The sequence below is a fragment of the Nostoc sp. DedQUE02 genome (assembly GCF_034531035.1).
In the GTDB taxonomy this organism is placed as follows: domain Bacteria; phylum Cyanobacteriota; class Cyanobacteriia; order Cyanobacteriales; family Nostocaceae; genus Nostoc.
This window is the reverse complement of sequence record NZ_JAVRBY020000024.1, coordinates 35,612-61,025: the sequence shown is the minus strand read 5'-3', so window position 1 is coordinate 61,025 and position 25,414 is coordinate 35,612. Positions and strand designations below refer to the sequence as shown.

Annotated in this window: 20 protein-coding genes; 12 read left to right on the top strand and 8 right to left on the bottom strand. The window is 41.0% G+C overall.

Annotation, left to right across the window (positions count from 1 at the left end; genetic code table 11):
- The first annotated feature begins 481 nt into the window (after positions 1–481).
- A complete protein-coding gene (locus RMX98_RS18995) occupies positions 482–3,490 on the top strand; it encodes an EAL domain-containing protein (RefSeq protein ID WP_322677707.1) in 3,009 nt (1,002 codons plus the stop codon).
- A 99-nt stretch (positions 3,491–3,589) separates the two neighbouring features.
- Here RMX98_RS18995 and RMX98_RS18990 read toward each other — a convergent pair whose 3' ends face one another.
- The gene (locus RMX98_RS18990) at positions 3,590–4,213 is read right to left on the bottom strand and encodes a Uma2 family endonuclease (RefSeq protein WP_322677706.1); all 624 of its coding nucleotides are present in this window, start codon (positions 4,211–4,213) and stop codon (positions 3,590–3,592) included.
- Between the two features lie 226 nt (positions 4,214–4,439).
- Here RMX98_RS18990 and RMX98_RS18985 point away from each other — a divergent pair, with 226 nt between their 5' ends.
- From RMX98_RS18985 to RMX98_RS18975, 3 genes are all read left to right on the top strand, one after another.
- Entirely contained in the window at positions 4,440–5,807 is a 1,368-nt protein-coding gene (locus RMX98_RS18985; protein ID WP_322677705.1) for an NAD-dependent succinate-semialdehyde dehydrogenase, read from the top strand.
- Positions 5,808–6,083: 276 nt separating this feature from the next.
- Positions 6,084–7,727 carry an acetolactate synthase large subunit gene (locus tag RMX98_RS18980; protein WP_322677704.1) on the top strand — a complete coding sequence of 548 codons (1,644 nt, stop codon included), beginning with the start codon at positions 6,084–6,086 and terminating at the stop codon, positions 7,725–7,727.
- 231 nt (positions 7,728–7,958) lie between these two features.
- Complete coding sequence (locus RMX98_RS18975; RefSeq protein WP_322677703.1) at positions 7,959–9,311, top strand: pentapeptide repeat-containing protein; 1,353 nt, start codon at positions 7,959–7,961, stop codon at positions 9,309–9,311.
- A 199-nt stretch (positions 9,312–9,510) separates the two neighbouring features.
- On the opposite strand, the gene map is transcribed toward RMX98_RS18975, so the two are convergent.
- Positions 9,511–10,296 carry a type I methionyl aminopeptidase gene (map, locus tag RMX98_RS18970; protein WP_322677702.1) on the bottom strand — a complete coding sequence of 262 codons (786 nt, stop codon included), beginning with the start codon at positions 10,294–10,296 and terminating at the stop codon, positions 9,511–9,513.
- Positions 10,296–11,318: a Gfo/Idh/MocA family oxidoreductase gene (locus RMX98_RS18965; RefSeq protein ID WP_322677701.1), complete on the bottom strand. Its 1,023-nt coding sequence runs from the start codon at positions 11,316–11,318 to the stop codon at positions 10,296–10,298. Before RMX98_RS18965 ends, map begins: the two co-directional genes overlap by 1 nt.
- A gap of 728 nt (positions 11,319–12,046) precedes the next feature.
- Between RMX98_RS18965 and RMX98_RS18960 the strand changes: the two genes are divergently transcribed.
- A complete protein-coding gene (locus RMX98_RS18960; RefSeq protein WP_322677700.1) occupies positions 12,047–12,346 on the top strand; it encodes a ferredoxin in 300 nt (99 codons plus the stop codon).
- Between the two features lie 401 nt (positions 12,347–12,747).
- Positions 12,748–12,999: a hypothetical protein gene (locus RMX98_RS18955; protein ID WP_322677699.1), complete on the top strand. Its 252-nt coding sequence runs from the start codon at positions 12,748–12,750 to the stop codon at positions 12,997–12,999.
- A gap of 845 nt (positions 13,000–13,844) precedes the next feature.
- Here RMX98_RS18955 and RMX98_RS18950 read toward each other — a convergent pair.
- A complete protein-coding gene (locus tag RMX98_RS18950; protein ID WP_322677698.1) occupies positions 13,845–14,489 on the bottom strand; it encodes a class I SAM-dependent methyltransferase in 645 nt (214 codons plus the stop codon).
- 137 nt (positions 14,490–14,626) lie between these two features.
- Here RMX98_RS18950 and RMX98_RS18945 point away from each other — a divergent pair, with 137 nt between their 5' ends.
- The 6 genes from RMX98_RS18945 (at position 14,627) to RMX98_RS18920 (ending at position 22,245) form a co-directional block, all read left to right on the top strand.
- Positions 14,627–16,285 carry a glycosyltransferase family 39 protein gene (locus RMX98_RS18945; RefSeq protein WP_322677697.1) on the top strand — a complete coding sequence of 553 codons (1,659 nt, stop codon included), beginning with the start codon at positions 14,627–14,629 and terminating at the stop codon, positions 16,283–16,285.
- A 73-nt stretch (positions 16,286–16,358) separates the two neighbouring features.
- Positions 16,359–16,826, top strand: a complete 468-nt coding sequence (locus RMX98_RS18940; RefSeq protein WP_322677696.1) for a MarR family transcriptional regulator — start codon at positions 16,359–16,361, stop codon at positions 16,824–16,826.
- 159 nt (positions 16,827–16,985) lie between these two features.
- Complete coding sequence (locus RMX98_RS18935) at positions 16,986–18,458, top strand: HlyD family secretion protein (RefSeq protein WP_322677695.1); 1,473 nt, start codon at positions 16,986–16,988, stop codon at positions 18,456–18,458.
- A gap of 130 nt (positions 18,459–18,588) precedes the next feature.
- Positions 18,589–19,839 (top strand): MFS transporter, encoded by a 1,251-nt coding sequence (locus RMX98_RS18930; protein WP_322677694.1) that lies wholly within the window; start codon positions 18,589–18,591, stop codon positions 19,837–19,839.
- Positions 19,840–20,017: 178 nt separating this feature from the next.
- On the top strand, positions 20,018–21,613 hold the full coding sequence (locus RMX98_RS18925) for a DHA2 family efflux MFS transporter permease subunit (RefSeq protein WP_322677693.1): 1,596 nt from the start codon (positions 20,018–20,020) through the stop codon (positions 21,611–21,613).
- Positions 21,614–21,663: 50 nt separating this feature from the next.
- Entirely contained in the window at positions 21,664–22,245 is a 582-nt protein-coding gene (locus RMX98_RS18920) for a Uma2 family endonuclease (protein WP_322677692.1), read from the top strand.
- Here RMX98_RS18920 and RMX98_RS18915 read toward each other — a convergent pair.
- The 4 genes from RMX98_RS18915 to RMX98_RS18900 all read right to left on the bottom strand — a co-directional run bounded on the left by RMX98_RS18915 (position 22,242) and on the right by RMX98_RS18900 (position 25,395).
- The gene (locus RMX98_RS18915) at positions 22,242–23,000 is read right to left on the bottom strand and encodes a Uma2 family endonuclease (protein ID WP_322677691.1); all 759 of its coding nucleotides are present in this window, start codon (positions 22,998–23,000) and stop codon (positions 22,242–22,244) included. The genes RMX98_RS18920 and RMX98_RS18915 overlap by 4 nt on opposite strands.
- Before the next feature lie 150 nt (positions 23,001–23,150).
- Entirely contained in the window at positions 23,151–23,846 is a 696-nt protein-coding gene (locus tag RMX98_RS18910) for a dCTP deaminase domain-containing protein (RefSeq protein ID WP_322677690.1), read from the bottom strand.
- Positions 23,843–24,796 (bottom strand): nucleoside triphosphate pyrophosphohydrolase family protein, encoded by a 954-nt coding sequence (locus tag RMX98_RS18905; protein WP_322677689.1) that lies wholly within the window; start codon positions 24,794–24,796, stop codon positions 23,843–23,845. The genes RMX98_RS18910 and RMX98_RS18905 overlap by 4 nt, the downstream gene beginning before the upstream one ends.
- Before the next feature lie 107 nt (positions 24,797–24,903).
- The gene (locus tag RMX98_RS18900) at positions 24,904–25,395 is read right to left on the bottom strand and encodes a DUF1643 domain-containing protein (protein ID WP_322677688.1); all 492 of its coding nucleotides are present in this window, start codon (positions 25,393–25,395) and stop codon (positions 24,904–24,906) included.
- Positions 25,396–25,414 lie beyond the last annotated feature (19 nt).

Genomic DNA, 25,414 nt, shown 5'->3' with positions numbered 1-25,414 from the left:
CAGCATCTCGTAGAGAGAAGGAACGACAAAGCAATCGCATAGACTAGTTCTTAGTTGGAGATTTTGGGATTACTTTGCTTTACTTTGTTTCGCTTGCAATGACACACAGAAAAGTGAGATATCCCAACATGATATGAGCGCTCACGCCGAAATCTTGGCTGCTATTAAAATATAGCAGCAAAATATTCCTACTCTTTTGAAAACCATATTCCTGAAGATAGATGTTTTTAAATTACATAAATGTAGTAAGCTAGTAATCATTCATTTTTCCAGAATAATTCGCTCGTTAGTAAGTGGCTCCAGCCCTAATTTTATGCTAACTAAATGCCGATTAGCTTAACCATGTTCTTTCTGATGTGGTTTAGCCAATTCATCCTGCAAAGTTTTTTTAAAATTTCTCTGGAGGAGTTTTTTACTTTTTACCAATTAAGCAATATCAACTATAAATCAATAAAAATTATATTGTGTAATTAGGAAGAGGATGCTTAATTCATACACTTTAAAAATTATTACTACGTTCACCGCAGTATTCAGTATTATTTTGGGATTTGTTGTGATGGTTGCGTGGCAGATTCATTTGAATGTCCTCATCCAAGTCCTTCCAGATTCTACTCCGATACGCTACAACACTGCTTTAGCCTTTTTCTTCTGTGGGTGGGCATTGCTGGCTCTGATAAAAGGGTGGCGACCATTTGCAGTCGGACTGAGTTTACTGGTAGTTTTTATTGGTAGCTTGACCCTGGCAGAATATATCTTTGAAATGAATTTTGGTATTGACCAACTTTTTATCCAGGATTACCTGACAAACAATCTTCCCACTTCCAGGCATAGCTTGAGGATGAGTGAACCTGTGCAACAGTTTCTCATTGAGGTGCATAGTTCGCTGCCTGGTCGCCCTTCTGCCAATACAGCATTAGGTTTTACTCTATTGGGTATTGCATCGCTGTGCTTATCTCTAGCCAGGATCAGCAAGCATTTGTTAATTGTTACCGGACTGTTCTCAGCAGGAGCGATCGCTATTGGAGTTGTCGCATTAATCGGCTACTTTAGCGGCATAGGAACAGCATACAAATGGGGATATCTCACAGGCGTAGCGATTCCAACTGCACTAGGTTTGCTGATGCTTGGGGTTAGCCTTCAATTTCTGACTATTGAGCGAGTCAAGCGCCTCCCACAATGGTTTCCCTTGAATATTGGTTTTGGGATTTTGACTGCAAATCTATTCCTCTGGCAAGCAATAAATAGTTGGAAGAATATACTTGTTAAGCACCTATCAAATATTACCAACGAGGTTGAATCGATGCTAACTCCGGTGGCTCACTTAGTGTTGCTAGAAGGATTCTTCCTGACCTTGCTTGTTACTCTAGTTCTCTACTTTACTCAACTTGCTCAAAAGCAAGCAGCCAAGTTAAAACGGAAAAATTACGATTTACTACAGTCTAACTCATTACTTCAAGCAACTCTAGAATCTACGGCTGATAGCATTTTGGTTCTGGATGCTCAGGGAAGAAAAATTAACTTCAATACTCAATTTATTGAGATGTGGCAAATTACAGACTCAGTTCTCAATGCGATGAGATGGGAACAAGATCAGTCAATATTGTTATTTATTGCCAGTCAACTCCAAAACCCAGAAGCGTTTTTGCAGATGACTAGCCAAATGTTCAACCACCCAGAGCAGAAAACTTACAATGTTTGGGAATTTCAAGATGGGCGAGTTTTTGAGTTATATACTCGTTCTCAGTGGATTAGCGATCGCCCAGTTGGACGAGTTTTTAGCTTTCGAGACATCACAGAACGTAAACAGATGCAAGAAGCCCTGTTTTACGAAAAAGAATTAGCGCAAGTTACGTTACATTCCATTGGTGATGCGGTAATCACTACAAATGCAACTGGCAAAATTGAGTATCTCAACCCCGTTGCTGAAATGCTCACAGGTTGGAGTCAGCAACAGGTAAAAGGTTTACCACTCAAAGAAGTCTTTAGAATTTTTCATGAAACTACGCGAGAACCAGCAGAAAATCCGGTAGAAAAAGCTTTAAAATCAGGGCGAATCGTTGGTCTAGCAAATCACACAGTTTTAATTACTCGTGATGAGCGCGAAATTGCTATTGATGACTCCGCTGCCCCAATTCGCGATCGCCATAATCAAATTGTCGGTGCGGTCATGGTGTTTCATGATGTTACCCAAAACCGCAGCCTCTCCCGTCAACTATCTTGGCAAGCGAGTCACGATTCTTTAACGGGACTAGTCAATCGCCACGAATTTGAACAACGTCTAGAACAAGCGGTGAGCAATGCCAAAATATACAAGCTAGAACACGCTTTGTGCTATCTGGATTTGGATCAATTCAAGATTGTCAACGATACCTCTGGTCATGCGGCTGGTGATGAACTTTTGCGCCAAGTCACAAGACTATTGCAAATGAAGATCCGTCAGACAGACGTATTAGCTAGACTAGGCGGCGATGAATTTGGCGCATTGCTTTACCAATGCTCTTTAGAGAAAGCTATGCAGATTGCTAATATTTGGCGCGAAACTATTCAAGGGTTTCGGTTTATTTGGCAAGACAATATTTTTGCTGTTGGAGTCAGTATTGGTTTAGTAAAAATTAACGCAAGTACTGAAAACCAAGCCAGTCTCTTAAGCCATGCCGATGCGGCTTGCTATGTTGCTAAAGATAAAGGACGCAATCGCGTTCATGTTTTTCAGTCTGACGATGAAGAACTTTTACAACAGCGTGGGGAGATGCAGTGGGTTTCACGGATTAACAAAGCCCTAACAGAAAATCGTTTTTGCCTATATTCTCAAGCTATTGTGGCGATCGCTCCCACGCAAGCAGAGGAAATTCATTACGAAATCTTGCTGCGCTTGAGAGATGAGAAGGGAAATTTAGTTGTACCGATGGCATTTATTCCAGCAGCTCAACGCTACAATCTGATGCCGACAATTGATCGCTGGGTGATCAAGACCCTGTTTAAGTCTTGGTCATTAGCAGAACACAATAGTAAAACTGTTTATGCCATAAATCTTTCAGGCACTACTATCAACGACGATCAATTTATTAGCTTTTTGCGTGAGCAATTTTTATTGCATCACATTCGACCACAGTCGATTTGTTTTGAAATTACCGAAACCGTGGCGATCGCCAACTTAACAAAAGCTTGTCAGTTAATTAGCGAACTTCAACAATACGGCTGTCGTTTTTCCTTAGATGATTTTGGTAGTGGTATGTCCTCTTTCACCTATCTTAAAACCCTCCCAGTAAATTATTTGAAAATCGACGGTGGATTTATTAAGAACATTATCGAAAATTCCGTAGATGACGCAATGGTAGAAGCCATTGCCCGCATTGCCAATGTTATGGGGGTAAAAACCATTGCTGAGTTTGTCGAAAATGACGCTATCCTACAACGACTCAAAGCTTTAGGAGTCGATTATGCTCAAGGCTATGGGGTGGCTAAACCACGTCCTTTGGTATTTGCTTAAAGCCTATGGGAAGTGGGGGTAATACGGTTCGGTTAAAGTTTTTTGATGAAAATTCTACATTACAAAGACGCGATAAATCGCCGTCTCTACAAAGGACTATTACCTAACTGTGCCAGCGCAAAAAATTTGCTCTGCGGTCAAATTAAACTCTGGAAAAATTAATGACTCGATGCGGTCATCTCCTCGAAATTTACTAACGCGATACTCACCTTCTTCTAAACAGCAAACCAAAATAGTCGGTTGTTTGGGCTTACCAATAAATTCTCTACCGCCCAATGCAGCATAATCGACAATCCAGTATTCAGGAATTCCCATTTCTTCATAATCAGCATATTTTTTCAGATAATCATCACGCCAATTGGTACTTACTACCTCAATTACTAAAGGAATTGATGCTGCTTGAGTAACAGTTGATTCTTTTTTCCACCGAGGTTCATTAACTAAATTAGGCTGATTTAGTATCAGGATATCTGGGGAATAAGCAGATTCGTTCTCAACTGGTTTAATGAATACTGTTTTAGGGATGAAATAACGAAGATTTAAGCGACTATATTCTAAAGTGATTTTTGTGGCTAAAAATCCAATCACCTCTTCATGGTCGCCTGTTGGTGGTGGCATCTCTACTACTACTCCATCATATAGTTCGTAACGTTTCCCTGTGTTATCTGGATATTTAGCAACGAATTCATCGAATGTAACTACTTTGCGTAAGACTTGAGTCATGGCTTGATTCCTCAATTGTGCAAATTATAGCAACTTTACTTCTATTGAATTCATCAATATTAATACTTATTAATTGGTATATTTTGTTTCAAAAATAATTGCAAAATTGTAATATTCTGCAACCAATTCTGGGTTATAAGACTAGAATTTGGGTGGTAGCTTCCAGAATTGATCTGTGTAACACTAGGAAGCCTACCGAAGCTATTTTTTAACGGGAGGTCAGGTAATGGCGATCGCCACCATTAATCCCGCCACTGGGGAGACGCTTAAAACCTTTGAGGCGCTCAATGATACAGAAATTGCCGCTAAACTCGATTTAGCCGATCAAACTTTTGAACGGTATCGTCAGACTAGTTTTTCTGAGCGATCGCAATGGCTTTCAAAAGCTGCCGATATTTTAGAGCAAGACAAAGCAGAATTTGCGAAGTTGATGACTCTAGAAATGGGTAAGCCATTTAAAGCGGCGATCGCGGAAGTCGAAAAATGTGCCGCCGTCTGTCGCTACTATGCCGAACATGGCTCTAGTTTCTTAGCAGATGTCAGTGTAAAAACTGATGCTAGCCAGAGTTTTGTACGTTATCAACCAATAGGTGCAATTCTCGCGGTGATGCCGTGGAATTTCCCCTTCTGGCAAGTGTTCCGCTTTGCTGCACCGGCACTCATGGCGGGAAATGTCGGTTTACTCAAACACGCTTCCAACGTGCCGCAGTGCGCCTTGGCAATTGAAGAGATTATCCGACGCGCAGGTTTTGCTGAAGGTGCGTTTCAAACTCTATTAATCGGTGCTGCCAAAGTTGCCGATTTAATGGCTGATGACCGCGTAAAAGCTGCTACCTTAACCGGAAGCGAACCAGCAGGCGCATCCCTCGCCGTCGCCGCCGGCAAACAAATTAAAAAAACAGTTTTGGAATTAGGAGGAAGTGACCCGTTTATTGTGTTAGAAAGTGCTGACTTAGAGACAGCAGTTGTCACAGCTACTACAGCGCGGATGTTAAATAACGGGCAATCATGTATTGCAGCGAAACGTTTTATTGTCGCAGAAGCGATCGCAGACAAATTTGAAAAATTGCTTTTAGAAAAATTTGAGGCACTCAAAGTTGGCGATCCCATGCAACCAGATACCGATTTAGGCCCACTGGCAACTCCTGGGATTCTCCAGGATTTAGATCAACAAGTGCAAGCTGCTACAAAAAGCGGTGGTAAAGTCCTCATCGGTGGACATCCTTTATCAGATCGTCCTGGAAACTTTTATCCACCAACGATTATCATAGACATCCCCACTGACACACCAATCGCCAAAGAAGAATTCTTTGGCCCGGTAGCCTTGTTATTCCGGGTTCCAGATATTGATGCTGCCATTAAACTCGCTAATGACAGTCCCTTTGGCTTAGGTGCAAGTGCTTGGACAACCAATAAACAAGAAAGCGATCGTTTAGTTGAAGAAATCGAAGCCGGTGCGGTATTTATCAACAGTATGGTCAAATCCGATCCTCGGTTGCCCTTTGGTGGCATCAAGCGTTCTGGATATGGCAGAGAATTGAGTATCCAAGGTATACATGAGTTTGTCAATGTTAAAACCATCTGGGTGAATTGATAGGGACTGGGTATTAGGGAATGGGTATTGGGATTAGATATTAAAAATTAGCAATTAGGTATTAGGAAGGATTTTCCCAGTCCCCAGTCCCCAGCGATGCACTGAGCGCAGTCGTTGTGTCCCCAGTCCCCAGCGATCCACTGAGTTTCGACTACGCGGTAATCGAGCGACTTGCACTGAGCGCAGTCGTTGTGAGTCGAGATTCAACTACCGCGCAGTCGAAGTGTCCCCAGTCCCCAGTCCCCAATATTTATTCGTCAATAGTTAGGAAATAAAATGAATACAGCAGAGTTATTGGTGCAGTGCCTAGAAAATGAAGGAGTGCAATATATTTTTGGACTCCCTGGTGAAGAAAACCTGCACGTTTTGGAAGCGTTAAAACATTCTTCGATTAAATTTATTACGACTCGTCATGAACAAGGTGCAGCATTCATGGCCGATGTCTACGGACGTTTAACAGGAAAAGCCGGAGTGTGTCTTTCTACTCTTGGCCCTGGGGCAACCAACTTGATGACTGGGGTAGCAGATGCTAACCTCGATGGTGCGCCTTTAGTGGCGATTACTGGTCAAGTGGGAACAGATAGAATGCACATTGAATCCCATCAATATTTAGATTTGGTGGCAATGTTTGCACCTGTTACCAAGTGGAATAAGCAGATTGTCCGACCGAGTATTACACCAGAAGTAGTACGGAAAGCATTCAAGCGATCGCAATCCGAAAAACCCGGTGCAGTTCACATCGATTTGCCAGAAAATATTGCTGCTATGCCTGTAGAAGGCAAACCTTTGCGTAAGGATAATAGCGAAAAAACTTATGCATCTTTTGCTAGCATTCGGGCAGCCGCCGCCGCAATTTGCCAAGCTGTGAACCCATTAATCTTAGTTGGAAATGGGGCAATTCGCGCTCATGCTAGTGATGCCGTAACGCAATTTGCTACCTTGCTGAATATACCTGTTGCCAATACTTTTATGGGTAAAGGCGTGATTCCCTACACACATCAACTAGCTTTGTGGTCAGTGGGATTACAGCAAAGAGATTTCATTACCTGTGCTTTCGATAACACAGATTTAGTAATTGCGATCGGCTACGATCTGATTGAGTTTTCCCCCAAAAAATGGAATCGGAATGGTGAAATTCCGATTGTGCATATTGGGGTAAATCCGGCGGAAATTGATAGTAGTTATATTCCCAACGCCGAAGTTGTGGGAGATATTTCAGATTCCCTCTATGAAATTTTAAAATTAGCAGACCGACAAGGTAAACCCGATCCTTTTGCTATTAGCTTAAGGTCAGAAATTCGGGCTGATTACGAACAATACGCCCATGATGACGGATTTCCAATTAAGCCGCAAAAATTAATTTATGACTTACGGCAAGTGATGGGCCCAGATGATATCGTCATCTCTGACGTTGGCGCACATAAGATGTGGATGGCTCGTCATTATCATTGCCATAGTCCCAATACTTGCATAATTTCCAATGGCTTCGCAGCTATGGGTATTGCCATTCCTGGCGCTTTAGCAGCAAAACTTGTTCATCCTAAGCGCAAAGTCGTTGCTGTAACAGGCGATGGCGGCTTTATGATGAATTCTCAAGAATTAGAAACAGCCTTGCGTGTCGGTACACCCTTTGTCACGATCATTTTCAATGATGGTGGCTATGGGTTAATTGAGTGGAAGCAAGAAAATCAATTTGGCAAAGGAAACTCATCTTTTGTGCATTTTAGCAATCCTGATTTTGTCAAACTTGCCGAAAGCATGGGTTTAAAAGGCTACCGAGTTGAATCAGCTTTAGATTTGATTCCCACTTTGAAAGAAGCCCTCGCTCAAGATGTACCTGCGGTGATAGATTGTCCCGTAGATTATCGAGAAAATCACCGCTTTAGCCAAAAAGCCGGCGAGTTGACTTGTGCATTGTAAAAAGTAGAGACGCGATTAATCACTCTTGTAGAGACGCGATGAATCGCGTCTTTAACTGCCGTATTTCAGATAAAAATAATTCTGGAAAGTCCCATTCGGGTCATACTTGGGCTTGAGGGCAATAGTCGTAGTTGCCAAAAGAACAAGCAAAATAATCTTCAGCTTGTTTTTTAAGAATTTACTGCTATAGGAACGCTGCATAACGTGGATTGAGGGGGCAAAATAGATAACATGACGATTGAATCCGATTCCTCTAATCTACCAACCCCAGAACCAGCCCCCGAAAACGATTTGCAACCAGATGACTTTGACGGGAGTGCAACCGAGAAAAACCTCAACTCAGAAGTACTAGCGACAAAACAAGCACTAGCGGCGATCGCATCTTTAAAATCTCCGCAACAGACAATTGCTTTACAACAAACCCGTTCTGATTTCAAGCAACCGATTACCAAGGAATTTATCGTTAAGCCGAGGGCATTGCTGATTACTCTAATCGCGATCGCCATCACCTTTATTGGAATTATCCTCAATAACTGGATCGTTGGCATTATCGGAACGCTGATAAGTTTGCTGCTATCCCTAGCAATATTATTGCCTTGGTTTCAACAAGTTTTAGACGAGTGGTTTTCACCCCAAGAACGCACTCTGTTTGTGGCCTTTTTGGGATTACTAGTAGCCATCATCGGCTTGATCAGATTCACCGGTGTAGGCGATCGCTTGCTTGTTTTAGGACGCCAAATTAACTGGGATATTGCTGGAACCCTCGCAGATTGGTTTGGCGCTTTGGGGCAAATTCTCATCGCCATCATTGCCGTTTATGTAGCATGGCGACAATATGTTATTTCCAAAGACTTGACAATTCAGCAAAACCTGCTAACAGTTCAGCAAAATATTATCACCCAGCAACAGACAATTGATTCCTATTTTCAAGGCGTTTCAGACTTGGTATTAGATGAAGAAGGATTATTAGAAGATTGGCCTCAAGAAAGAGCGATCGCTGAAGGACGTACTGCGGCAATTTTGAGTAGTGTCGATGGTAGTGGTAAAGCGAAAATTCTCCGGTTTCTTTCACGTTCTAAGTTGCTCTCACCCCTAAAACGCGATCGCTTATTAGGTCGAGCCATTCTCGACGGTACTGGTGGATATGCAGAAGACCGCCTCGAAGGTGTGCGCGTCATCGATTTAGGCGTAATGCTAGCCGCAGCCGACCTTTCTGGTACTGATTTACGTTGGACTGACCTAAGCGAGGCTAATCTTGTCCGCGCTAACCTGGCTGGTTGTGATTTAGTAAAAGCTAACCTCTCCCGCACAATTTTATACGGTGCTAATCTCAATGGTGCTGACATCAACGGGATTCGCTTATTCTACGGTGTAGTAGATAAAGCATCACCTCGCAGTCGCAGTCAACCACCAGATTATGAAACTGGCGAACAAACTGGCGCTGTGGTAGAAAATGCCGATTTCAGCAATGTGCAACGGATGTCTGAGCCTGCGCGTTGCTACTGTTGTACTTGGGGTGGTGAAAAAACTAGAGGTACTATTCCTGGTGGTTGTGAAGGTATTCCTAATAAGTTGGGAAGATAGTTATAAAACTGGCGTTGCTGATTGCGGTATGAAAAATAATTTTGCGTTATTTCAAAATCTTTGTAGAGACGTTGCAATTGCTAGTCTCTACATCCAAATTCATACCTCGATTCAGCAACACCATAAAACTATACAAAAATATCAAATAGCTTTTGGCTTTGGTTGCTCCCAAACGAAAGGAATTTTTTCGTAGGTGTTGTCATACAGCCCAGTAATTCTCGCCTTCAGGTAGTGTAAGAATTTCTACGCCGTCTTCGGTTACAGCTAAGGTATGCTCGCATTGAGCAGAAAGCTTGCGATCGCGCGTTACCGCAGTCCATTTATCGCCTAGAACTTCGACTTCGTAAGTACCTTCGTTAATCATTGGCTCAATAGTAAAAACCATCCCTGGTCTTAGGCGCTTGCCCTTACCGCGTGTGCCATAATGAGGAACATCCGGCGCAGTATGGAAAATATTACTGATGCCATGTCCAACGAAATCTCGCACCACAGAAAAGCCTTGCCCTTCAGCATACTCTTGAATGGCTGCACCAATATCGCCAATGCGCGCCCCAGGTTTTACTTCGGCAATACCCAAACGGAGACACTCTTCTGTCACCTCTACCAGTTTTCTCGTTTTTGCCGAAGGTGTACCAACAAAAAATGTCTTGGATGTATCGCCGTGATAACCTTCAACAATGGGCGTTACATCAATATTAATAATGTCACCTTCTTTAAGAATTTGTTTGGCATTGGGAATGCCGTGACAAATTACCTCATTTACACTAGTGCAAATCGATTTGGGATAACCTTTATAGCCAAGGGGTGCGCTTTTTGCTCCATGCGCTTGCGTCCAACGTTCGGCTTCATCATTTAGTTCCAGAGTGCTAACCCCTGGCTTCACAAACGGTTCGAGATGCTGGAGAAGTTTAGCTGCTAAACGCCCAGCTTGACGCATTTTTTCTATTTCTCGTTGGGATAAAATAACAATTAGTTCGGTTTTCATTAACTTTTATCTAAAGTATCTTTCATAAATATAGTTAACCCTGTCTGTGCAGCTCTTTGTGCAGCATCAGCAACTTTTAGGGTATACAAGCTCTCCTCTGGGGTAACGTACAAAGGAGCGCCATCAAAAAGATGGTCTAAAACCATACTTGTGTCTTTGGCAAACAAACCCCGACGAGGGCCAACCTCTATAGGTGTTGTTTCCCCTGGCTGGATGAAAATTCCGGTATCGCCATCAAAAATTAAACCACCTTTTTCACCGTGAACTTCAAACTTGCGTTCTGATTGCCAAATACTTTCACCTTTGCCATAGACTACTTGGGCTAAAATTCCACTATTAAAGGACAGATCGCTCGTGCAAAAACAGGTTTGGTAGTACTCCGGTTCTATTTCCCAATATCGTTGGTGACAGTTAACAGTAAATACTCTACCAAATAAATCTGTGAGACGATGTAGGCGAGACAATGCCCCCATTAAGGGAAAACCGAACAACTCATGGTTATAAGTCCATTTGCGGGGTGCAGGATTCTGGGGATTGATGGTGCTATAGCGAACATAAAATACTTCGCCAATTTTGTCTAAGTTTTGCTTTAAAGCTTGATGTAAACCACCCAAAAGTTCCAGATGTTCAACGTGCAGGAGTTTTTGTTGTGTTTTGGCTAAGGCAATCAGTTCCTCAGCTTCGACTATATCCAACGAAAGGGGATACTCTACAATTACGTGTTTGCCGTTGGTAAGGGCTGCACGAGCGATCGCACCATGATCTCGATTAATAGTAGAGATTACTACTAGGTCTATATCTTCACGTTCTACTAGCTCTTGCCAAGTATTCAAAGCTTCAATTTGGTACTCTTTGGCAAAGGTTTCGGTTTTGTCTTTTGTATGACCAACAACTGCGACTATGTGCGATCGCGATCGCTCATTATGAAGCAATGCCTCAGCTCGAAACTTTGCTGCATACCCAGTACCTACCAAACCTACACGCACTTTTGCTTTTTCCGAAGCTGCTTCTGAATTATACATGATCCTCACTAGTTCTGTTTTTGATCCTCCCACGCTTCTAATGGTGAGATTCTCTCTTCATCGGCTTCACCAGTCTAGACTCTACAACATTCGGCCAACCCTCTCAAAGATGCATAGGTGATTTTTGAAGTTATTAGGACTCATATTTGATTGTGTGAAAAAGCTCAGTATAACTAGGAAGCCTTCATCCCTATTGCCTATCGCCTATCGCCTATTGCCTATTGCCTATTGCCTATCGCCTATTGCCTATTGCCTATCGCCTATTGCCTATTGCCTATTGCCTATTGCCTTCATCCCTATTCCCCGTCTACACAAATCAGTATGGCTACACCACGTTACGCGAACATAAATCAAAGCGGATTCCTATATACAGAAGTATGTATCCTCAAAAGGGAAAATTTCAAAAGTTAAAGGAGTTGGCGGATCTCTTCTGCGTAAGTCTTACGCTATATAGACAGCATTAATCTTACTCATGTCTTACTCTCCGCAATATAAATTTTTCTAATTAAAACCTGACTAGAGCCGGAAATTATATAAATAAAACTTATCGGGATTAAGCAACTAAATTTCATTACTAATCGGGTTCAATTTCCAGTCACATCGTTTAATTTTTCTCGTAGTATCAGAATTGAAGCAAATTTAAACCAAACGGCTAAATCCCATAGAACAGCCGTGATCTTTGCCTTAAGATAACTTATACTGCCATTTGCAAAAGAGAGGATTACTCAATGCCAACTTATAAAGTGAGATTAATCAACGCTGACGAAGGACTAGACAAAACTCTTGACGTTGCTGATGATGTTTATATTCTCGATGCTGCCGAAGATGAGGGACTTGACCTGCCCTACTCTTGTCGCGCTGGTGCTTGCTCAACTTGTGCTGGTAAAATCACTAGTGGTACTGTCGATCAGGGCGATCAGTCATTCTTAGATGATGAACAAATAGAAAAGGGATATGTACTGACTTGTGTCGCTTACCCAACCTCTGACGTAACAATCGAAACTCATAAAGAAGAAGACCTTTACTAAGAGTTAAGCGATTCAACAATGAACTTGCAAGAGTTACTAATGTTGACAAAATAGAAGCAGGGCATCTAGGGTTAATACTCTTGCAGTGCCGTATGTCCATCTAAAAGCGACTTTCAAAAAAAGCCTAGTTTAGTGGTAAGCAGGAACGCAGTAAATGTTGTGTTCCTGCTTAATTTTTTAATGAGAATATTCTAAAAAGATAGCTAAATAAGCCTGAAAGTATTACTTAAAAAATGTGTATAATTTTTTCAAATTTATTAAGTATTCTAAATTTCCTCACAAGTTCCTCATATTTAAAGATTATAGTCAAAATATAGACACATTGTTTTAATATCTACGAAATTTTCAACTGGCAACTCTGATTTGCAACAACACTTTTCTTAACAGGATTTGAGAAAAATATGAATTATTGTCCTTGCTGCTCAAGTTTACTTTTAGAACATATACGTGGTGCAGAGACTTATTGGTTTTGTCGCCACTGCTGGCAGGAAATGCCTATCTATAATGCAAATGAGTCCAGATCATTCGCCGATGCTGTGCTGGGAAAAATACCTAGAAAGCCTCAAAAAGAAAAACGTAGTAAGGCTACTGTTTACGCAAGCCAATGGCAATCCATCACTGAATGGATTGGGCTAGAAGAGTTGTCTACCTAATACAACTTAGCTAGAAGAGGTTAGTATAATTATTTTTTCTTAATGTCAGTAATAAATTCCCATAGAATCCGAGGTTGTAGCCTACCCATGAAGTATTACCTGACACAGCTATAAAGATCAAACAAGTAATTTACGCAAACTCATAGTTGAAAAAGTGAGGTTGCTTTTGAGGTTAGACTATGGTGTCCACACAAGTCATAAAAACTCAGTGGTCTGTCTCATAATTAATAGACTCTTGCAAAAATATATTTTTGCACTCTTAGGGTAAAGGATAAAAGTTAAAGGGAAAGGGTTTTGAGTTTCTTTACCCTTTTCCCCTTCACCTTTACCCCGACTTTTGCCAAGAAGTCTAATGAAACAGACCACTAGTATTTTGTAAAATTTAAATTGATGGTAAATACAGCAGAATTTAGAATTTAGAATACAGGATTTAGGAGTAAAACACGTTTTATACCTGGGTAAAAGACTTAGCGGCGTTGCATAATTGCGGGATGATTTTGCAAGTTATAAAATCTCCCCCCCTGCTCCCAAAGCACCCCCTGCCTCCCCTGCCTGCCTAAATTCATCCCTCTGTTCTGCAACGCCGACTTAGCCTGTGTACCTCACTTTCCTTGAAATCTGCTGTAAGTTCGTTGTCAGGGCTTTAGTCCTTATTTTTTAAGCACTAAAGTTCTTACTACAAACCCTCAAAAGGTGTTGCTGAATCAAGGTATGAATTTGGATGTAGAGACGTTGCAATTGCTAGTCTCTACAAGGATTTTGAAATAACGCAAAATTATTTTTCATACCACAATCAGCAACGCCCCCTCAAAACTAGTTTGACAAAGTACTACTGACTATTTGGGTTAACTGCGGTGAGCGATGACAGCATAAAATGGATCTCCTCCAGCTGCACCCAACCACTGTAAGAAATTCGGTAATGTTGACTTATGAGCTATAACTTCTGCGGTTGTAAATCCAGGGACTGAGGCGAAGTAATTTTTGACTAATTCCACTCGAGCTGCTTCTGAAGCCTCCCGCCAAGCTTGAATTGCCTTTTCAAAAAACATCCGGTTAGAAAAGCTGATAATTGCAACACCACCGGGTTTCAGGATGCGGTAAATTTCGGAAAATACTGCTTCTGGATATTGCACATATTGCACAGATACGCAATTGAGAACAGCATCAAAATCTTCATCTGGTAAAGGTAGCTGCGGATTTTCGTTCAGATTTTGCACAAAGTAATGATTCAAGCGGGAATTACGTGCTAGTTCCTCAGCATTGAGTCCGTGTCCCTCTACATGGTCAAACTGCATCTCTTCTGGTAGATGAGACACCCAGCTGCTCATCATATCAAAAATGCGGGTGTTGGGTTTCAGGCGATCGCGATATAAATCCGTTAGTTGTTGAATAAATCCTTCATCGACATGGGTGACGAAGCGGGGATAAGCATAAAACAGCTTATCGTCTGTGTCGTCTAATTTTAGGCGTTGATTCGGTCTTAACTGCATAAATCTCTGTTTTGGAGAACTTTTTGCGAAACTTGCGGCAATTTCAGGTATTTTTTAACAATCACTATGTAACATATTTTAATAACAGCAGGACAGATAAATGAGTCTAAATAGCAGCATTCAATTGTATCAATTCAATGTTATATAAACTATACTTCTTGCAGCATATTTGGCGACCAATCCGCCTAGTCAGATTATTACCCTATTTAAGTTTGTTAGTTTGGATACTGCCCTTATTATTATTTACTTCTGGGCACAATAGTCTGATTGCTCATGATGAAGCGCTTTACGCTTCGCGTGCGCGTCTGATGTTTGATTCTGGTAATTGGATAACTCCTTGGCAAAAAGCGCATCATAAAACCCCTGGCCCTTATTGGTTAATTGCCAGTTTCTACAACTTGTTTGGTGTCAGTGATACTAGTGCGCGTCTTCCTAGTATGATTGCTGGAATTTTTAGTTTATGGCTGGTGTATGAAATTGGCAAAATTATGCTAGGCAAAAAATTGGCAAGGCTTGCTACTGCAATTTTAAGTGTGGAATTTCTCTGGCTGCAATACTCGCGTTTAAGTACGCCTGATGTACCGATGATTTTATTGGTACTTTTAGCAATTTTGTCTTTAATAAAAACAGAATTACATCCTAAATATCACTATTTTTGGAGTTTTATCGCTGGTTTCAGTTTAGGTTTAGGCTTCTTAGTTAGAAGCTTTATGATTTTTTTGCCAACTATAGCTTTATTGCCTTATTTAATTTGGGAACATCGCCGTCATCGTCATCTTACTAACCCAATTTTATATTTAGGCTTTTTTGTCGGTCTAATACCTACCTGTATTTGGCTGTGGTTAAGCTGGCTGCACTACGGAAATCAGAGTTTTGAGGAGTTGCTCCACTTTGTTGTGCAGCTAGGTTCTGAAGCTCAGGATAATAATGGGCTGCTGTTCTATATATGGAATATTCCTTTAAAAGCATTTCCTTGGGCTTTTTTCGGACTTTTAGGTTTATTTTTAACTATCCGTCGTCCGATTCCTCGTTACAATTCGATATTAGTCGGCTTTCCACTTGTTTTATTTGGAGAACTTAGTCTTTTTAGCACGCGTTTACCTCACTATAGTCTTTGCCTTTACCCGTTTATAGCTTTGTTTGCATCTGTGGGTTTAAATTGGTTAAGCAATATTTACCAGACAGAAATTCCCCCACAATTCCCTCTTGAAAAGGGTAAAATAAATATATTAAACCTTTTTGCAACGAAGAATCTTCCTCGGAATCTCAGTTATGGCTTTGGTGGATTTGGTGTTTTACTGGTTATAGCTAGTATTGTGATTCTTCGTTGGGGTGGTTTTGACATCCGGAAGTATGCAACTCTTTGCTTGGTTACAGGGTTGAGTTGGTTAATTTTACCTGGGGTATGGATTAGTCGTTACTACTTTGGCAAGAAGTTTCTCACAGCCCGTTACTGGATTGCAGGATGGTTAATTCCTTGCTGGCTGGCTTTGGCGACGGCTGGTTGTATCGGTCTGTTAAATGACTATAACCCTGTTTTGAGAACTTTTTTACAACAAAGTGCGATCGCCTCAATTATCCAATCTCATCCTATCTACTATGTGCAAATAGACCAGAAAACTCAATTACTGCTTAATTTCTATCTTTCTATTCACCCCCAACAAGTAGTTTCTATTTCCCAAATACCAGCTTTGAGCTATGCTTTGATCTATAGTGACCAATCCCCTAAATTATCTCGGCCTCACCGCGTTATCGGTACACTTGAAGAGTACCAATTGATTGAAGTTCTTCCCTAAGACAGATGCAAAGCACCTGTTGCTAAAAAATATTAATCCAGTTACAATAGTACGTACACTAAGTATTTTTTAAATGGTTTCTACATCTAATCACTCCCCAGCTTTAGAGTCGTGGCAGCAAAATCTAGCACCATACAATTTGGGCTACAGAATCAAATTAGTCTCACAACTGTTGAGTCGCAAGTTTACTGAGAAATTAGAACCCTTTGGACTGACGCCATTTCACTGGTTGGTGTTGTGCTGTCTTTGGCAAGAAGATGGCTTACCTACTTCTAGTATTGGGGACAAACTCAAACAAGTAGGAGGCACTTTAACAGGCGTACTAGATCGGATGGAAGAACGCGGTTTGGTGCGTCGCGAACGCGACACTCAAGATCGGCGCATTTGGCGCATCTGGCTAACGGATGCAGGTAAAGAACTAGAGGCTGTTTTACCACCAATCGCCGCAGCCGTGCGCGATGAAGCGATGGACGGTATTTCCTTTGCCGATCGGGAACTGTTTTCCCAAATCTTGAATCGGGCGATCGCTAACCTCTCCTAAAGATGATTCCACAATCACCCGTTCGGGTGAGGCAATATAAAGATTTATTTTGAGATAATATTACGCATACTAAGGAAATAAAAATTTTTCGGGAAATACTACGCATTCTAAATAAACGATTGTCAATCAAATTATTGAACGAAGAAGAGAGCTAAGAATATGGGTGCTAATACTTTAAACGGACGCAACGGACACAAAACCCCAACTTTAGAAAAACAATTGATTCCTGATACTGAGACTTTAGAAACTGTTACAGCAGAGACATCCGCAACAGCAGAAGCGCCTGTTGTAACTCCTGAGACAGAGAAAGAAGTTCCCGCAAAACCGAAGCGGAAAAGACCGACTGGTTTAATTTTGGCAGGATTAGGCGTAGGTGCGATCGCCGCAGGTACTTTTGGTCTTCACTACTGGCAATACGCCTCCACCCACCAAGAAACAGACAACGCCACCGTCGCGGGAAATATTCACCAAGTTAGTAGTCGCATTCCCGGAACTGTAAGTGAAGTGCTGGTGAATGACAACCAACTGGTGCAACCGGGACAATTGTTGGTGAAGTTAGATCCACGGGACTATGAAAGCAAGGTGCAACAAGCACAAGCCGCCCTCGAAAATGCTCGTGGTCAAGCGCAAGCTGCTCAAGCAAATATTGCTTTGAGTTCACAAACCACCACTGGTAAGACAACTCAAGCACAAGGAGATGTCAGTGGTGCAGTAGCAGCAATTTCCACAGCCCAAGCAGCAGTCCAAGAAGCTCAAGCTGGGATACCAGCAGCGCAAGCAGCAGTCCAAGAAGCTCAAGCTGGGATTCCTGCTGCTCAAGCGCAGGTAGCGCAAACAAATGCGAATTTGGAAAAAGCCCAAGCAGATTACAATCGTTACAACGAATTGTATAAAACAGGTGCGATTCCTCGTCAGCAACTAGACACAGCCAAGGCTGCTTATGATGTAGCTAAAGCACAGAAAAACGCTGCGATTCAAGGAGTACAACAAGCCCAAGCCCAGTTAGCCTCCGCCAAAGTTGGTGTCGCTAAAGCCCAGTCTCAACTAGCACAGGCGCAAGAAAATGTTACTAACGCCCAAGCTAAATTGGCAGCATCTAAGGGAGGATTGCAACAAGCTACCGCAGGCGGACAAGATACCACAGTTAAGCGTAGCCAATACGAAGCGGCAAAAGCAGCGATCGCCCAATCAGAAGCATCGCTCAAAGACGCACAACTGCAACTATCTTATGTAAATGTTACCGCCCCCAGTGCTGGACGGGTAGGTAGGAAAAATGTGGAAGTTGGCAACCGCGTCGCAGCAGGAACACCATTAATGGCGATCGTCGATAACAGCTATTGGGTAGTTGCGAACTTCAAAGAAACTCAATTAGAAAAGATGCGCCCAGGAGAGCCAGTAGAAATCAAGCTAGATAGTTTCCCTCATCACACCTTTATCGGTCGTGTTGACAGTATTTCGCCAGCTTCCGGCGCTCAGTTTGCCTTATTGCCACCGGATAATGCTACAGGTAACTTTACTAAAGTCGTCCAACGCATTCCAGTAAAAGTAGTTTTCGACCAAAAGAGCATTCAAGGATACGAATCGCGGATTACTCCGGGGATGTCTGCGGAAGTTGCGGTAGAAGTCAAGTAATACCAAATCGGCTGAAAACAGATGAAAAACCTCCTTCTGTCTATGACATTCTCTTACATCTAAAGAGAGGCGTATAGAGATGAGGTGAGATGATATCTATGAAAGCAGATTGGTATAAAACAAGCCTGAGATGAAAAAACCGCTACTACCTGCATTAAGGTCAAGAAACTACCAACTGTTTTTTGCCGGACAAGGTATTTCCCTAATTGGGACGTGGATGACGCAACTTGCCACGATTTGGCTAGTTTATGACTTGACAAAATCCCCATTAATGCTGGGAGTTGTGGGATTTTCGAGTCAAATTCCTAACTTTTTTTTAGCTCCCTTTGGCGGAGTATTTGTAGATCGCTTTTCTCGGTATCGTACCTTAATTAGTACGCAAGTCTTGGCGATGATTCAATCGTTAACATTAGCAGCGCTGGCGCTAACTGGAGTGATTGAGGTATGGCACATCATCGCCTTGAGCTTGTTTCAAGGATTTATTAACGCCTTAGATGCGCCAGCCCGCCAAGCATTTGTGCCAGAATTGGTTGATCGTAGAGAAGATTTAGCCAATGCGATCGCCATCAACTCCACGATGGTCAACGGTGCTAGATTAATTGGCCCTGCGATCGGGGGTTTATTAATTGCCAGGGTTGGAACTGGTTATTGTTTTTTAATTGATGGTTTAAGTTACGTTGCTGTAATCGCCGCTTTATTGGCGATGAAAGTTAAGCCTTGGAAAAATTCGGTAACTAATGGTAATCCCTTACAAAAAGTTAAAGAGGGATTTGTATATGCCTTTAGCTTCTCACCCATTCGATCTATCTTGTTGCTATCAGCTTTAGTTAGCCTGATGGGACTGCAAAATACTATTCTCGTCCCAGTTATTGCCGAACAAGTTCTCAAAGGTGGTGCAGAAAGTGTAGGTTTTTTGATGGCGGCATCTGGAGTTGGAGCCTTAACTGGTGGTATTTATCTAGCTACGCGCCAAACAATCTTAGGAATTGGTAAATTGATTGCTTTAGCACCAGCAATTTTAGGAACTGGTCTAATTGGCTTTTCATTGTCTCGATTTTTACCACTCTCGTTATTTACCATGTTATTTGTTGGCTTAGGAACAATTCTCCAGATTGCTGCCAGCAACACATTTTTACAAACCATTGTTGAAGACGATAAACGTGGGCGATTGATGAGCTTATACACAATGTCATTTTTGGGGATGATTCCTGTGGGTAATTTATTAGGAGGTTTCCTAGCAAGTCATATTGGCGCTCCCAACACTTTAATTATTGATGGAATAGCTTGTATTTTAGGGTCAATTGTTTTTAGCAGACAGTTACCTGCTTTAAGGAAAATAATGCGTCCAATTTATGAGAAAAAGGGAATTATCACGACTTAAGAAATTTAAGATAAATAATCGCATTTTTATTTAGATTTATCTTTGTTGAACTTTCTCTAGCTATTATTTTTTAATTTTTAGCGTTGCTGATTCCAGCTCACGCAGAGGCAAAGAACATATTGATATAAGATTTAATAATAAAGTTTTTGCTACTTAACCTTGAAACTGGAACAAAGTTATGGCTAATACAGGTGTAATTCGTCAGCAAGGGCAAAATCCTGCTTTACCACCAGAGCGTGTACCGCTAAAAACTTGGATTGGTGTATTAGCCAGTATGCTTGGTGCATTTATGGCGGTATTGGATATTCAAATAACTAATGCTTCGCTGCAAGATATTCAAGCAAGTTTAGGAGCAACTCTCGAAGAAGGTTCTTGGATTTCTACCGCGTATCTCGTCGCAGAAATTGTGGTAATTCCTCTAACAGGATGGTTATCGCGGGTGTTTTCATTGCAGCGTTATCTGTTAGTGAATACTGCACTATTTATTTTCTTTTCTATCTGCTGTGGTTGGGCGTGGAATCTTAATTCCATGATTTTCTTTCGCGCCTTACAAGGTTTTAGCGGAGGAGTACTAATTCCCACCGCGATGACAGTTGTCTTAACAACTTTACCCCAATCAAAACAATCAGTCGGACTGGCTGCATTTGGGTTTAGTGCAGTTTTTGCACCTTCAATTGGGCCAACATTGGGAGGTTGGTTAACAGAAAACTTTGGTTGGGAATACAACTTTTATATAAATGTAATTCCAGGCGCATTAATGCTAGCTGGTGTTTGGTACGGAATTAAGCAAGAAAAACCCCAAATCAGTTTACTTAAACAAGGTGATTGGTGGGGAATTATTGCAATGGCTATTGGCTTAGGTTCTCTGCAAGTTGTTTTAGAAGAAGGTAGCCGTAAAGATTGGTTTGGTTCAGCGTTGATTGTGCGCTTAAGTGTAGTTGCGGTAATTTTTTTGGCGATATTTTTCTTTATAGAATTAACTCGTAAACAACCATTTATTAATTTACGGCTTTTGTCTAGGCGAAACTTTGGTTTAGCCAGTATTGTCAATGTGTCGTTGGGAGTAGGATTGTATGGTTCAATTTATATTTTACCGTTGTATCTCGCTCAAATTCAAAAATACAATGCTCTGCAAATTGGTGAAGTATTAATTTGGGCTGGTATTCCCCAACTGTTTATTATTCCCCTCATACCGAAATTGATGCAACGCATTGATGTGCGTTTCATGGTAGCTTTTGGTGTGACTTTGTTTTCCATCAGTGCATTTATGAACTCTGGAATGACTAATGAAACAGGGTTAGATCAATTACGCTGGTCGCAATTTGTGCGCGCAATGGGACAACCCCTAATTATGGTGCCGCTTAGTTCTATTGCTACTGCTGGTTTGAGTCCGAAAGAAGCAGGTTCAGCAAGTGGTTTATTTAATATGATGCGGAATCTAGGCGGTTCTATTGGAATTGCTTCTTTAGCAACTTTATTAGCAAATAGAGAGCAATTCCACTCGAATAGATTGGGTGATGGAGTATCTTTATATAACCCAGAAACTCAACAGCGAATTGACCAAATGACGCAGTATTTTGTCAGTCGCGGAGCAGATTTAAGTACAGCCCAAAATCAAGCGATCGCATCTATATCTAATATAGTCCGCAGAGAAGCATTTGTAATGGCTTTTAACGATTGTTTCTACTTTATTGGTATTGCATTATTACTCAGTGGGATTGCTATTTTATTCCTCAAAAAGGTGAAGCCAACTGGTGGCGCTGTTGCTCATTAGATTTGTGTCGTATGGGTTAAAATGTTTGATAAAACTACTAAGGTACTAAAATGGTCGTTAGCCAAAGTGAGTACTATATCTCCCCAGAAGAATATTTAGAGGGCGAGAAAGTAAGTGAAATCAAACACGAGTATATTGATGGGCAAGTCTACGCAATGGCGGGAGCAAGTGATGCTCATGTCACTATAGTAGGAAACTTGCTTTCTCTACTGCGAAACCATCTCCGGGGTAGTGGTTGCCGTGTTTATATGTTAGATATGAAAGCACGAATCGAGGCTATAAATCGCTATTTTTATCCCGATGTAATGGTGACTTGCGATCCACGAGATAAAGAATTTGAATATTTTAAGTCCCATCCTTCCTTAATTATTGAAGTGCTTTCCGAGTCAACGGAAGGCTATGACAGAGGTAAAAAATTTGCTAGTTATCGACACTTAGAATCATTACAAGAATATGTGATAATTTCACCAGACCGAATGAGTGTAGAATGCTTCCGCCGCAATGAACAAGGACAGTGGGTACTTTACCCTTATGAACAAGCGGGAGAAGTGCATTTAGCTAGCGTTGATTTTCGTTGTGTGATCGCAGAAATATATGAAGATGTAATATTAGTAGACGAGAATATTTCCTAATCCAACATTTCTGGATCAATTCCTAAAGCATTGAGTTGTTCAGCAGAGAGCGATCGCAACTTCTCTACAATTCTCTCCCGCTTTTGTCGCTCATTCACAGCACGTTCCTCACCCGTTAACAGTAAATTTCCTTGTGCATCCCACCACCGCAACCAAGGTAACTCTGCATTTTGATAAAATCCTTGCCAGATTCCTAACTCTACACCCATAGGAGCAATTGGGTAATGTCCTCGTTCATTGGGTTGCATCAGTTGATAAGTATTATCGAGTAGGTGAAAAACTTGCACTTGCGCTTTTGCTACTTCATAAATTCCATAATAAGGCACTCGAATTGCCTGCTCATAAACCCAAAACTTACCAACATTTCCACCTTCACCTTGAGATGGCGGTGTGTTATCTCGTTCTTCTGAACCATCTCCAGAGACAAATTCAATCACAATCAAGGGCGCAACATACTCCTTCCACAACACATAAGAACGGCGCATTTTACCGTTAAGTGTCGGTGGTACATTGGGTACATAAAACCAGTCTGGTGCTTCAGCCCCTTTCTCAGGAGGATCTGTTAATCGCCAGTAGATACCAGAATCTTGTCCAATACAATATTGACTGTCGGGATGAAGTTTCTCTAAAACAGGTTTAATTGAATCTGTAATTAAAATGCTTTGCGGATGCTCTTGAAGATTCTTCACGAATGTACCATCTGAGTCTGGTAACTGGGTGTGGTCAGGTAAAGTTAATGCCGATAGGGAAGTCATAGGCACAACCTAGATTATATTTGTATTTCATTTATTATCTTAATAAATTTAACAAGCTTTGTTGTCCTAGAGAATTTGATACTTAAAAATTTTGCACTTACTTCGTGTAAGTATATAGCGACAACTTAGATTCATTTCACCAATTGAAAATTAATACATGGCAAGAGAAGATTTAATTATATTGAGTAATGGCTGTATAAATATATCCACTATTGGCTTTGCAAAAGCAAGTAGAACCCCAATAGCAATCGTCAAGAATAAAGTCTGTTTAATAGAATAATTTTCTACTTTTTTCTCCAGTTCATCCAAACGTTTTACTAAAGAAGGAAGAGAAGAAACTAAATCAGGACTATTCATTAAATCAGTGGGGATGAAATCATAACCTTTCTTATCTCGTGGCTTTTCATCGTCTTTATCTAAGTCTGCATACCATATAGAAAAAACTTTTTCGCCTCTAGCTATATGAAGGTGAAGAGGCCCAGCATTATAAACAGCAAAAATTAGTTTGCCACTATAGCCAGGATCGACATGAAGACCGGAAACATTAATCAGCCCCTTTGACTTAAATTTGAATTTAATTGAAATCAATGCAAGTGCATTGTTAGGAACTTTGATTATTTCAGAAGTTATCAGAAATGCAAACTGTCCTGGAGGGATAGAAACAGTTTCCCTTTGTCCAAGAATAATTTTTTTTCGTTCTTTCGGAGGTGTATCAGGAAGAGCTGAAATATAAACTTCTTCCCCTAAACACAATTCGTATGATGCAGACTGAACTTGAGCCTCATTAAATGGTTCAATTAAACTGGGAAGACGAGAACTCAAAGTTTGTGATGACCAAAAACTCATTTTTTTCCCTGCAAGCCGTTAAGTGAATGTTTTATTTCCACACAGGCTAAACGTAGACTAGACTCTTCCAAATAGGTTATCAAGCGTGCATCAAGATCAACGACTATCCTTCCTCCTCGATTTTTCTCTACCTGTCGCCAGACATCATAGCCCATCAGAATTGCTTTCTCCCAATCACCTAGCGAACACTGAGAAACTTCTAAATGGGATGTCATATTTTTGATAGTCTTTAATAGTTGGTAATCTAATGTTGAAACGCCTTCTAAGAAACCGTGATCTTTGGCATAGCTAAATACAAGTGCTGATATACCTTCCTCAATAGCTACTGCACGGCCGCCGTCTTCAACTTCGTCAATATTAGAATTACTTTTGCGCTTACGTTTAAGCATACTACGAGTGACAACTGACCAACCTAAAACTGCGGCATAGGAAAAATGGAAAACATCATGAAAGCGGTACCCATCACTTATATAGGAATTATCAGTGAGGTCATTTCCAATCTGTTTTTTGTTTATAAATGCCTTCATTTTAACTGAATTATCTTTGCTTACCTCCGTAATTTCTACTTCAAACTTTCGTGGTAAACTTTCATCTTCAGGGAAGTTATTATCAAATATGTAGCTTGTAGCTTTATCATCTATTATATCTGAATCTCTCCATCCCCAGCGATCACGGCACTTTCTCAAATTATCTTCCGCAATTTCTTCCAAATTCAGGTTAAATTTGCTTGCTAAATTGGAAATATACCAAAGCATATCTCCCAACTCTTCCGCGATGCCTTCTTTAAATAGTTTGTGTGCATCACCATCACGTAAATGTTTTTTATACTCAGTCATCAAAGAACCAACTTCACCAACTAAACCTAGTAGTGGTATGATTAGTTCAGTACCTTCGACAGCAGGAATTTGGTCTGTACTAAGTGCTTGTGTTTGATAATCAGAAAAATTCATAATTAAGCTACCCCATTTTACAGTTTTTTATGGTAATTTTCATAACTGATTAAAATAGAAATTTAATAATAAATAAAAATTCTTGTTATTAGAAAAATCAATTACCGTTATAAGGAATTAATAGGAAAAATAATTCTTTCTGTAGTAGCCGCAAGACGTACAGGATGCCGTGGATGTCCATCTTTTGTTAGACGACCCAGAGAGTAGGGAGATTTATCATAAATTAGATTTAGCACTTGTTTATTCCGATTCTGGATTTTGGGATACTTACCCCCACCCCATGCCACAATAATTGAGTCAGCCCGTTTTGTTGCTAATTGAATATAACAGTTATTTTCTGATCCTACAGGATCAGGCGTTATGTAAAGATCCGCACGTTGCGTAGCACGATAAGCAAATAGGTTAACCACTTCAAGAGAACCATAACCCCAAGACTTAGCAAAGTTAATACATCTAGTGAGTGTCCTATCATCTTTTTCAGCATCTGCGGTACTTGGGTTAAGCATCACAAAAGTAACTTGCGGCAAATTTGCATCCCACCTACGCCCTAGTAAGTAGCGATACTTTTTAGTGGTGTCGAAGTCGGCATATCTTTCCATATCAACGTGCTTAACTTTG